11 protein-coding genes are annotated in these 10768 nt (G+C 68.4%); 5 read left to right on the top strand and 6 right to left on the bottom strand.

Features of this window, described 5'->3' with window-relative positions:
* The coding region (locus tag AC5QAB_RS17980) for a hypothetical protein (RefSeq protein WP_495233532.1) at positions 1–285 on the top strand (285 nt) is incomplete at its 5' end.
* 24 nt (positions 286–309) lie between these two features.
* Here AC5QAB_RS17980 and AC5QAB_RS17975 read toward each other — a convergent pair.
* The 3 genes from AC5QAB_RS17975 to hemH form a co-directional block, all read right to left on the bottom strand.
* Positions 310–2415: a methyl-accepting chemotaxis protein gene (locus AC5QAB_RS17975; protein ID WP_197561342.1), complete on the bottom strand. Its 2106-nt coding sequence runs from the start codon at positions 2413–2415 to the stop codon at positions 310–312.
* A 290-nt stretch (positions 2416–2705) separates the two neighbouring features.
* Positions 2706–3560, bottom strand: a complete 855-nt coding sequence (locus AC5QAB_RS17970) for an alpha/beta fold hydrolase (protein ID WP_032957858.1) — start codon at positions 3558–3560, stop codon at positions 2706–2708.
* Complete coding sequence (gene hemH, locus AC5QAB_RS17965; RefSeq protein ID WP_197561341.1) at positions 3557–4519, bottom strand: ferrochelatase; 963 nt, start codon at positions 4517–4519, stop codon at positions 3557–3559. Before hemH ends, AC5QAB_RS17970 begins: the two co-directional genes overlap by 4 nt.
* 165 nt (positions 4520–4684) lie before the next feature.
* On the opposite strand from hemH, the gene AC5QAB_RS17960 reads away from it, so the two are divergent.
* From AC5QAB_RS17960 to tatC, 4 genes are all read left to right on the top strand, one after another.
* Complete coding sequence (locus tag AC5QAB_RS17960) at positions 4685–5578, top strand: lipid-binding SYLF domain-containing protein (RefSeq protein WP_024957775.1); 894 nt, start codon at positions 4685–4687, stop codon at positions 5576–5578.
* A gap of 75 nt (positions 5579–5653) precedes the next feature.
* Positions 5654–5881 (top strand): Sec-independent protein translocase subunit TatA, encoded by a 228-nt coding sequence (gene tatA, locus AC5QAB_RS17955; protein ID WP_014648907.1) that lies wholly within the window; start codon positions 5654–5656, stop codon positions 5879–5881.
* A 15-nt stretch (positions 5882–5896) separates the two neighbouring features.
* Positions 5897–6355, top strand: coding sequence for a Sec-independent protein translocase protein TatB (gene tatB, locus AC5QAB_RS17950; RefSeq protein WP_197561340.1), 459 nt, complete (start codon positions 5897–5899; stop codon positions 6353–6355).
* The gene (gene tatC / locus AC5QAB_RS17945) at positions 6352–7101 is read left to right on the top strand and encodes a twin-arginine translocase subunit TatC (RefSeq protein WP_005420449.1); all 750 of its coding nucleotides are present in this window, start codon (positions 6352–6354) and stop codon (positions 7099–7101) included. Before tatB ends, tatC begins: the two co-directional genes overlap by 4 nt.
* Before the next feature lie 85 nt (positions 7102–7186).
* Here the strand turns inward: tatC and AC5QAB_RS17940 are convergent, their stop codons facing one another.
* The 3 genes from AC5QAB_RS17940 to AC5QAB_RS17930 are packed head-to-tail and all read right to left on the bottom strand — an operon-like array spanning position 7187 to position 10702.
* A complete protein-coding gene (locus tag AC5QAB_RS17940; protein WP_014648905.1) occupies positions 7187–8098 on the bottom strand; it encodes a BPSS1780 family membrane protein in 912 nt (303 codons plus the stop codon).
* 50 nt (positions 8099–8148) lie between these two features.
* On the bottom strand, positions 8149–8895 hold the full coding sequence (locus AC5QAB_RS17935; RefSeq protein WP_197561339.1) for a glutamine amidotransferase: 747 nt from the start codon (positions 8893–8895) through the stop codon (positions 8149–8151).
* Positions 8867–10702: a GspE/PulE family protein gene (locus AC5QAB_RS17930; RefSeq protein WP_014648903.1), complete on the bottom strand. Its 1836-nt coding sequence runs from the start codon at positions 10700–10702 to the stop codon at positions 8867–8869. The genes AC5QAB_RS17935 and AC5QAB_RS17930 overlap by 29 nt, the downstream gene beginning before the upstream one ends.
* Positions 10703–10768: the final 66 nt, after the last annotated feature.

Raw genomic sequence — 10768 nt, 5'->3', positions numbered from 1 at the left:
TATCAGTTCGAGCGCCAACTCAACCAACTGTTCGGGCGGTTCAGGGAGAATCCGGCGTGGGGACCCAAGCTACTTCTCGGTCGCAAGACCTGGATCCACACGGTCGCCCACGCCGGGCTCTCGGCCCCCAAGGTGCCAGATTGGCAAGAGATAAGATCCACGCCGTGTGTGGATGCGGCGCCAGCCAGGGTTGGTCGCTCCTCACGGCAGGTCCGGAAGCGGACTTTCCTGACCCATCACGCAAAAGCAGGCAAAAAAAACGGCGCCCTGCGGGCGCCGTCTTGACCGGGATGGAACTGCAGGCCCGGATCAGGCGGCCCGCGAGACCTCGTGCGGTTCCTGCTGGCGGAACACCGATACCGCCTCGGTAAGCGTACCCGCCTGCAATTGCAGCTCGCGTGCGGCCGCGGTGGCTTCCTCCACAAGCGCGGCATTCTGCTGCGTCGCCTGGTCCATCTGCACCACGGTCTGGTTGATCTGCTCGATGCCGACCGACTGCTCCTGCGAGGCCGCCGAGATCTCGTGCATCAGGTGGCTGACATTCTCAACGCCCCCGACAATGCCCTGCATCCGCTGGCCCGCATCGGCCACCAGCTGGGCGCCTTCGCCCACCTGGCGACCTGCCTCATCGATCAGCTTCTTGATTTCTTGAGCCGCAGCGGCGGAGCGCTGCGCCAGCACGCGCACCTCGCTGGCCACCACCGCGAAGCCACGGCCCTGCTCGCCGGCACGGGCGGCCTCCACTGCCGCGTTGAGCGCGAGGATATTGGTCTGGAAGGCGATGCCATCGATCACGCCAGTGATGTCGCCGATCCGCTTCGAGGCTCCCTCGATCGCCTGCATGGTGTCGACGACCCGCTGCATGGCGACGTTGCCGTCGCTGGCGGCGCTCTGGGTGGTGATCGCCAGCTGGCTCGCCTCGCGCGCATGGGCAGCGTTCTGGCGCACGGTGGCAGTCAGCTCTTCCATCGAAGCGGCGGTTTCCTGCAGGTGCGCTGCCTGGCGCTCGCTGCGCTCGGACAGCGCGCCATTGCCCGCAGCGATTTCGCTGGCAGCGGTGCTGATCGAGGACGCGCACTGCTGGATACGGCCCACCATGCGCGCCAGCTGGCCGGCGGTGGCGTTGGCATCGCGCTGGATCGCGGCAAAGGCGCCGTGATACTCGCCATGCATGCGTCGATCGAGATCGCCGCTGGCCAGCGCCGAGAGCATCTGCCGCACCTCGTCAACCGTACTGCCCAACGTATCCAGCAGCTGGTTGATGCCACCGGTGAGGCCATCGAGGAAGCTGGCACCTTCGGTTGCCTGCAGGCGCTGGTCGAGGTCGCCGGCGGCGGCGGCCGCGACGATGCCGGCGACGGCGTTCTCCAAGGCGAGCTCATGGGTACGGTCATGCCACTCCACGGCAAAGCCCAGGCGCACGCCCTGTGCGTCGAAGACCGGAGTAACCACCTGTGCGAAGTGCACCGGGCCGATCTGTACCTTGCCGTTGTGGCTGACCTGCAGGCCATTGAGGATGGCGCGGATCCGGTCCGGGTTGGCGTGGAAGCGATGAATGCTGCTACCGACCAGGCGCTCGGCATCGAAATCGGGGAAGGCCTGGCGCAACGTTGCCTGCTGGTTGCGCAGCAGGGCCACCACCGAGCGGTTCACGTAGCGGATCACGTGATCGTTGTCGGCAATCATCATCGCGGTGCGCGAGGCATCGAGGGCCTGGCGGATCTGCGCGTTCTCGGCGTGTGCCTCCGCTTCGCGTCCACGCTGGGCCTGCACATGGCGTGCGGTGTCGGCCAGCGCATGGGCCAGCGAACCCGGTGCGTAGGCGGTGGTGTCAGCATGTGCACCAAGATCGGCGCCGGTGGCGATGTCGCGCGCCAGCGCGGCCAGCCGGCGGGGACCGTGGCCGAGTGCTTCGGTCTGCTGGCGGAGCCGCAGTGCGACCTGGCCAAGGAACAGGGTCAGGCCGGCCAGCATCGCGGCCTGCAGCAGCGCCGGCCCCACCGCAGCACCGGCCGGCAGCGGGGCCAGCAGTGCAAGCGTGCCGATGCTACCGGCCAGCCACACCGGCAGACGATCGCGATGGTCCAGCAGCACGCCCAGCAGCAGGGCGATCGGCAACGCCGGCGACAGGCCGGCGATCGCGGACAACAGGGCCAGCTGCAGCGCCACCAGGATTGCCAGGGCGTTGCGGGCGATGCCGCGGCCTGCCAGCGGACCGGCCAGCCACAAGGCGGGCAGCACAGCGCCCGCGGCCAACGCGGCGGCCACACCGTGCGGACCGCGCAGGGCCAGCACCAGCCCGGTCACGGCCAGTGCCGCGCTGCCGGTCAGCAGGCGGCGGTCAGCACCGCGGGCGAGCTGTTGCAGGTGCGACAGGCGGGCGGTATCGGGGGGACGGGCGGATGCAATGGACATCGGAGGCTCCTGGGTCAGCAGACGACAACGAGCACGCCGCAACGCACGCAGCAGGGCGTGACGAGGGCGGGTGCCGGGAATTCGAGGGATGCGGCGCGATCAGCGACGCGGAGACGGGACACCGCGGCCACATCCTGTGGGTGACGGTGCAGCAGAGCGGGCATGCGGACTTCCTTGCAGAACCAGACACATGCCGCAGGACCGACCGGGCCCGCGTGCAGCGGGCGCAGGGGCCCACAACTGATGTATCGGCCGCAAACGCGCGGAGTGAAGCGCGCGGACGCCTGCGCTCAGCCGGCGTTGTCGTTGCTGAAGAAGTGCAGGATCACGCCTGCGATCTGTTCCGGATCTTCCATGTGCAGGTGATGGTTGCCGGGAAATACTGCCAGCCGGCCATCCCGCAGGTGCTGCAGGCGATCGCTGCGCATCGGCTCGGGATAATACGACTGCGCCGGCGTGGCATAGATCACCTGTGTCGGGCAGGCGATGGCCTGCAGCAGGTTGTCGATCTGGCCCTCGCTGAGGCGGATCGCGGTGGGCAGCATCAGGCGCGGATCGCTGCACCAGCGATACCCGCCTTCGACCGGTTCCACGCCGCGCTCGACCAGCAGTCGTGCGCACGGTTCGCTGAGCTGGTTGGTCATCATCCGTGCGCGGATCGGCGCGGCCAGGTCGGGGAACACGCGCAGCTGCTTGCGCGCCAACGCACGGGTGGCGTTCACATGCTCGCGCAGGCGATGGGCGGTCTCTTCTTCGGGGCCGCGCAGGCCGCCGAGAGCTTCGATCGCCACCAGGCGCTCGACGCGGTCGCTGACCGAGGCGGTGAGGCTGGCGATGCCGGCGCCCATCGAATGGCCGAGCAGGCTGAAGCGGTCCCAGCCCAGGGCGTCGGCCACATCAAGCACGTGGCAGATCGCGGCCGCCGTGGTGTAGCTGGCACCGGCCGGCAGGTGCGCGCTGTGGCCATGGCCGGGCAGGTCGATCGCCACCAGCTGCAGCGACGCCAGGTGCGGCGCCAGCGGCACGAAGCTGGCGGCATTGTCGAGCCAGCCATGCAGGGCCAGCACGCGCGGGCCGTCGCCGCTGTTGCGCAGGCCGGCGACGCGGGTGCCGCCCACCTCGAGTTCAAAGGGTTGCAGACTCATGCCAGCGAGGCCACGGCCAGTCGTGCCAGGGCGCGCGCGTGTTCCGGTTCGGCATTGAGGCAGGGGATGTAGCGCATCGTCGCGCCACGTTCGGCCAGCGTTTCGGTGAAGCCCATCGCGACTTCTTCCAGCGTTTCCAGGCAATCGGTGGCGAAGCCGGGGCAGACCACGTCGATCTGCTTCACACCGGATTCGGCCAACGCCCACAGGCTCGGCTCAGCGTAAGGCTGCAGCCAGCGCTCGCGGCCGAAGCGCGACTGGTAACCCATCTGCCAGTCGTCCTTGCCCAGGCCCAGCGCGTTGGCGATGGCCTGCGCGCTGGCCTCGCAGCGCCGCGGATACGGATCACCCGCGTCGGCCAGGCGCTGCGGGATGCCGTGGAAGGAGAACATCAGTTTCTGGCTGCGGCCGTGCTGTTCCCAGTAGCGGCGGATCGAGCCGGCAACGGCCTCGACCCAGCCCGGGTCGACCGAGTAGTCGCGTACCAGACTGACGGTCACGCCCGGGTTGCGCCGCTGCCAGGCGTCGACGCGGTCCTCGACCGAGGCGGTGGTGGTGGTGGAGTACTGCGGGTACAGCGGCAGCACCACGATGCGGCGTGCGCCTTCGGCGGCGAGGCGGTCGAGCTCGTGGGCCAGGGCCGGTTCGCCATAGCGCATTGCGTGGCGCACTTTCAGGGTTGGCAGCAGGGCCTGCATCGCCTGCGCCAGCTGCCGGGTATGGACCATCAGCGGTGAGCCATCCGGCAGCCAGACCTGGGCGTACTTGGCCGCCGAACGGCTGCTGCGCAGCGGCAGGATCAGTCCGCGCAGCAGCGGCTGCCACAGCAGTGGCGGGATCGCGACCACGCGGCGGTCGGACAGGAATTCGGCCAGGTAACGGCGTACGGCGGGGGCCGTCGGCGTATCGGGCGTGCCTAGGTTGACCGCCAGCACGGCGGTATCGGGTGCGTCGAGCATGGGGTGCATTGTCGCCGATCCGGTGTCGCACTGGGATGCAGGGTTCGGATTGCAGGCATAGCGGGCATCTATGTGAGCGGGGAGCGCTCATTGGCGATTCATGACAACACTACTAATTTCAGTCACTTGCTATATCTTCCTATGGACTGACTTCTGGAGCCTGCCATGCGTCGCCCGATCCAAGCCCTGCTGATCGCCGCCAGCCTGCTGTCCAGCCAGGCCATGGCCGGACCGCAGGAAGACCAGCGCGCCCGCAATGCCGTGCGCGTGCTGGCGGAGATCCAGGAAATCCCTGAACAGGGCATTCCGGATAAATTGCTGGACGAAGGCCGCGCGGTCATCGTCATTCCCGACACGATCAAGGCCGGTCTGGTCATTGGCGGTCGTCGTGGCCACGGCCTGATGTCGGTGCGCATGCCCAACGGCGCCTGGTCCAACCCGGTGTTCGTGAAGCTTACCGGCGGCAGCATCGGCTTCCAGGCCGGCGTGCAGTCCTCCGATGTGGTGCTGGTGTTCCGCAACGACCGCAGCCTGGACAACCTGGTCAACGGCAAGTTCACGCTGGGTGCCGACGCTGGCGTCGCCGCCGGTCCGGTGGGCCGCAACGCCGCCGCGGCCACCGACGGCCAGCTGAAGGCCGAGATCTGGTCCTGGTCGCGCGCCCGCGGCCTGTTTGCCGGCGTCGCGCTGGATGGCGCGGTGCTGCAGATCGACGATGCCGCCAATCTGGACGCCTACGGCAGCAACACTACGCCGCGGATGATCTTCGAAGGCCGCGCCGCCGGTTCGCCGTCGATGGATGTGGTCGCCTTCCGCGATCGCCTGGAAGAGGCCACCTACGCGGCGCGCAACAACCGCAGCGGCAACGGCGGCAGCGCGCCGCGCCCGGCTGCCGCCCCGGCCGCTGCTCCGGCGCCTGTTCAGGCAGCGCCGGCTGCGCCGGCTGAGGCCACCACCGCGCCGCTGCAGAACGTTCCGCAGAACCCGCCGCCGCAGCAGCAGGGCTTCCAGCCGGTCAACGACGGCGAAATCCGCACGGAAACGCTGGGCGGAAACTGACTTTCGTCACGCGCGCCGGCTAACAGCCGGTGCGCTATGCTCGACAGCCTGATCACTAACGTAACGAGCGTCTTTATGGGCAGTTTCAGCATCTGGCATTGGTTGGTCGTGCTGGCCATCGTCCTGCTGGTGTTCGGCACCAAGCGCCTGACCAGTGGCGCCAAGGACCTCGGTTCGGCGGTCAAGGAATTCAAGAAGGGCATGCGCGACGACGACAAGCCGAACGCGCAGCTGGGCGACGAGTCGCGCAGCCAGGACGCCTCGCGCACCGCGCAGGACGAGCACGACCGCACCCCTCGCTGATCCGGAGCGGTCGCGGTGTTTGATATCGGCTTCAGCGAACTGCTGGTGATCGCCGTGGTCGCCCTGGTGGTGCTCGGTCCCGAGCGCCTGCCCAAGGCGGCCCGCTTTGCCGGCCTGTGGGTGCGTCGCGCCCGCAATCAATGGGATTCGGTGAAACAGGAACTGGAGCGCGAACTGCAGGCCGAGGAGATCAAGCGGCAGATGCAGGACGTTCGCCAGGGCATGCAGGACACCGAGAACCAGCTGCGTGCCAGCGGCGAAGCGATCCGTCGCGAAGCGCAGGAGGCGCAGCAGCAGGGCGATACGCTGGCGCAGGAGGTACGCGCACCGGCGCCTGCGGATCTGCCGCCGCATATGGGCGGCCTGACCCGTGCCGATGCACCGGTACAGGAGGGCGTCGCTCCCGAGCCGACGCCGGCGACACCCCCAGAAGCCGGTGCGCCGCCGCCGCCGCGCACGGAGCGCCAGCCATGAGTGAACAGGATTTCGGCGAGAGCTCGCTGGTCGAACATCTGGTGGAACTGCGCGGCCGCCTGGTGCGCGCATTGCTGGGCCTGGGCGTGGTGCTGCTGGCGCTGCTGCCGTTCACCCAGAAACTGTACAACGCGTTGGCCGAGCCGCTGGTCTCGCAGCTGCCGAACGGGCAGACGATGATTGCCACCAATCCGGCCGGCGCCTTCTTCGCGCCGTTGAAGCTGACCTTCTTCGTTGCCCTGTTCGTGGCGGTGCCGTGGCTGCTGTACCAGCTGTGGGCCTTCGTCGCGCCCGGCCTGTATGCGCGCGAGAAGCGCCTGGCGGTGCCGCTGCTGGTGTCCTCGGTGCTGCTGTTCTACACCGGCTGTGCCTTTGCCTACTTCCTGGTGCTGCCGGCGGTGTTCCACTTCCTCACCACCTTCAGCCCGGACGTGATTGCGATCACCCCGGATGCAAATGCCTACCTGGATTTCGTGCTGGCGATCTTCTTCGCCTTCGGCGGCAGCTTCGAACTGCCGGTGGCGATGGTGATCCTGGTGCTGCTGGGCTGGGTGACGCCGCAGCAGTTCAAGGAAGGCCGCGGCTACGCGATCGTCGGCATCTTCGTGCTGGCGGCGGTGCTGACCCCGCCGGACGTGGTTTCGCAGCTGATGCTGGCGATCCCGATGTGCCTGCTCTATGAGCTGGGCATCCACGCCGCACGCTGGCTGGTGCCGTCGTCGGCAGTCAAGAAGCCCGCCGCCTGAAAGAAAAAAGGGGACGGAGGGGATTAAGTCGTTTATGCCCAGTGTGTGCAGCTAACGACTTAATCCCCTCCGTCCCCTTTTTTCATCAGGCGTGGAAGATGTCGCTCGAGGTCGGCGTGGTCGGGATCGGCGGTGCGGCGCGGCTGCCACGGTGCACGAACATCTGCTTCCACGCGGCGTAGACCGCGCCGACATACAGCGGCATCAGCACCGTGGTCAGCACCAGCTGGGCGATGAAGGCGGCGGCCAGCGGGCCGCCGATCAGCATCGCGATCTGGATCACGATCACGAACAGGATGTAGATGCAGAACGCGGCGATCAGGCCGAGCACGGCGAACACGATCATTGCGCCGATGTTCTCGATGCAGCCCTGCAGGCTCAGGCGCAGCGCGTGCATGCCGCTCTGCTTGTCGAACACCACCAGCGCCGGCTGGGTGAACATTGCCAGCGACAGTGCGACCGCGCTCAGGAACACCAGCAGCATCCACAGTGCGATGCGCTTGGCCGGCAGGTTGGCCACCAGCGCCGCGGCATCGTCCGGCTTGATCTGCTGGCCACTGCGGCTGATCTCTTCCATCTTGGTCATGACCTCGCTGAAGGCGGTGAAGCCTTCGCGGCCGATCATCAGGAACAGCAGCGCGCCCAGCAGCAGCACCGCCAGCACCTGGATCGCCAGCGGCACCAGCAGGTGGCTGACGCGGTGGTCGCGGATCGGCTGCAGCAGGTGCGAGGCCAGGCCCGGGCGACCTTCGTCGATCTCACCCACGGCGTACAGCATGCCGCCGAACATGATCGGCGAGATGGCCAGGGTCATCAGCTGTACGGCCATGCCGGCGGCGCCGGGAATCAGCGTCGACAACAGGGTGACCACCCAGCTCACCAGCAGCCAGGTCAGACCGATCCGGGCCAGCTGCAGCGGCGCACGCCGGTACAGCGAGAACGTATCCAGCAACCACTGGGCGCCCGCCGAGGCCGGCAGCTTGCGAATCTCTTTCATGGACATCCGGGAAGGACAGGAGGGGGCCGGGCGCTTGCCCGTGCCGCCGATTATCCCTGTTTTGCCGCCGGCTGGGCTGAAGACAGCCGCGCCTGGCGAACGAAGCGGCGCAGCAGCTGGCGCGCCAGCGGTGCGGCGCTGACCGCGCGCTCGATGCTGCGGGCACAGCCGCCATGGCGGCCGATGCAGTCGGCGCGGGCACGCACGTAGCCGCGCATGTGGTGGGTGGCGAACTCGGGGTGGAACTGCACGCCCCAGGCCTGGCGCCCCCAGCGGAAGGCATGGCAGCCATCCAGCGGCGAGCGTGCCAGTACTTCGGCACCGTCAGGCGCGCGCAGCACGGTCTGCAGGTGGGTGGCGTGGGCGGCGAAGTGCTGCGGCAGGCCCTGGAACAGCGGGTCCTGCGCGGCCTGCGGCTGCAGCTCCAGTTCGATCGTGCCCGACTCGCGCCCGGCCGGGTTGTAGGCCACCTCGCCACCCAGCGCGTGCGCCAGCAGCTGGTGCCCGTAGCAGATACCGAACACGGGCAGGTCGTCGTGGGCGGCCTGGCGCAGCCATGCGGCACTGCGCTCACTCCATTCGGCGTGGTCGGTGACGAAGGCGGCCGAGCCGGTCACCAGCACGCCGGCGAAGGCATGCGGGTCGGGCAGGGCATCCCCGTGTTCGACATCGACCGCCACCGTCTCGTGCTCTTCCAGCCCGGCAGCCACCCGGATCCAGTGCGGGAAGCGCCCGTAGCGGCGCAGCGACGGCACCGGTCGGCCGGTTTCAAGGATCAGGAACGGGGCTGGGTTCATCCGGGGGCGGCAGGACTGACAGGACTTCCTCGATTGTAGTCAGCCCCTGCGCCACCTTTTCAAGCCCGGCCTGGCGCAGGGTTCGCAGCCCTTCAGCCCGCGCGGCACGGGTGAAACCGGCCAGATCCATGTCGGCGCGGATCTGCCCACGCAGCCGCGAGCCCAATGGCAGCAACTCATACAGGCCGATGCGGCCGAGGAATCCGGTGCGCCGGCACTCCAGGCAACCAACCGGCCGACAGGGCGTGGCGGCATCTGGATATGCAGCTTGGCTATCAGCCAGCACCGCCCAGTCGGCAGCACCAAGGGTGTGCGGCTGCTTGCAGTGCGGGCACAGGGTGCGCACCAGGCGCTGGGCGAGGATGCCGTTGAGGGTGCTGGCCAGCAGGTAGTGCGGCACGCCCAGGTCGAGCAGGCGGGTGACCGCCGACGGCGCGTCGTTGGTATGCAGCGTGGACAGCACCAGATGGCCGGTCAGCGAGGCCTGCACCGCCATCTGCGCGGTTTCCAGATCGCGGATCTCGCCGATCATGATGATGTCCGGGTCCTGCCGCAGCAGGGTGCGCACGCCGCTGGCGAAGTCCAGGTCGATGTTGGCCTGCACCTGCATCTGGTTGAACTCGGGCGCGATCATCTCGATCGGGTCCTCCACGGTGCACACGTTCACGTCCGGCGTGGCCAGCCGCTTCAGCGTGGAATACAGGGTGGTGGTCTTGCCTGAGCCGGTCGGGCCGGTGACCAGCACGATGCCGTGCGGGCGTTCGACCAGTGCATTCCAGCCGGCGGCCTCCTGCGGACTGAAACCCAGCTGGTCGATGCTCTTGAAGGCGGCATCCGGGTCGAAGATGCGCATCACGCACTTCTCGCCGAAGGCGGTGGGCATGGTCGACAGGCGCATCTCGACCTCGCGGCCGCCCGGCGAGCGGGTCTTGATGCGGCCGTCCTGCGGGCGCCGGCGTTCGGCCAGGTCCATGCGGCCGAGCACCTTGATGCGGCTGACCACGGCGGTCATCACCGCCGGTGGCACCTCGAAGACCTTGTGCAGCACGCCATCGATGCGGAAGCGCATGCGCCCCATCTCGCGGCGCGGTTCCAGGTGGATGTCCGAGGCGCGCTGTTCGTAGGCATATTGCAGCAGCCAGTCGACGATGTGCACGATGTGCTGGTCGTCGGCATTGACGTCGCCGGTACGGCCCAGCTCGACCAGCTGCTCGAAGCTGGGCAGGGTGGTGCTGGCTTCGCCGCGGACATCGCCGCGCGCGCCACGCACCGAGCGGGTCACCCCGTAGAACTCCATGGTGTAGCGGTGCAGGTCGAGCGGATTGACCACCGCCAGCTCGATGCTGCGGCGGGTCAGGTGCTGCAGGTCGCGGCGCCACTCCTGCACCAGCGGCTCGCTGGTGGCCACCAGCACCCGTTCGGCATCCACCGCCAGCGGCAGGAAGCGGTGGCGGCGGGCGTAGGCATGGGAGACCAGCGCGGTGACCGCAGCGACGTCGACCCGGGTCGGATCGATGCGCAGGTAGCGGCTGCCGGTGCGCCGGGCCAGCCATTCGGTCAGGCGTTCCAGGGTCAGTTCGCCACCGTCGCGGGCGGCCAGCTTGAGGTTGGACAGCAACACCAGCGGGTGCACTTCACTGGCGTTGCGCGCGCCCTGTGCGGAAAACCGCATGCGCTCGACGTCGTGCTCGGCCACCAGGCCATCGGCCAGCAGCGCTGCGCAGACCTGTTCGAAATGCAGGCGGCCCCACGGCAGCGGGATGTCGCCTGGCTCGCCGGGCGTGCCCACCGGCAGCCGATGTTCCATCTGCCTGCTCCTCCCGGGTACGGAATGCCCCGCAGGTCGGCCGTTATACTAACGCACCCCCTTGCC

Source organism: Stenotrophomonas sp. YJH_SMC_127, from assembly GCF_059372445.1.
Note: the sequence above shows the minus strand (reverse complement) of the source record. Positions and strands in the feature narration are given on the sequence as shown.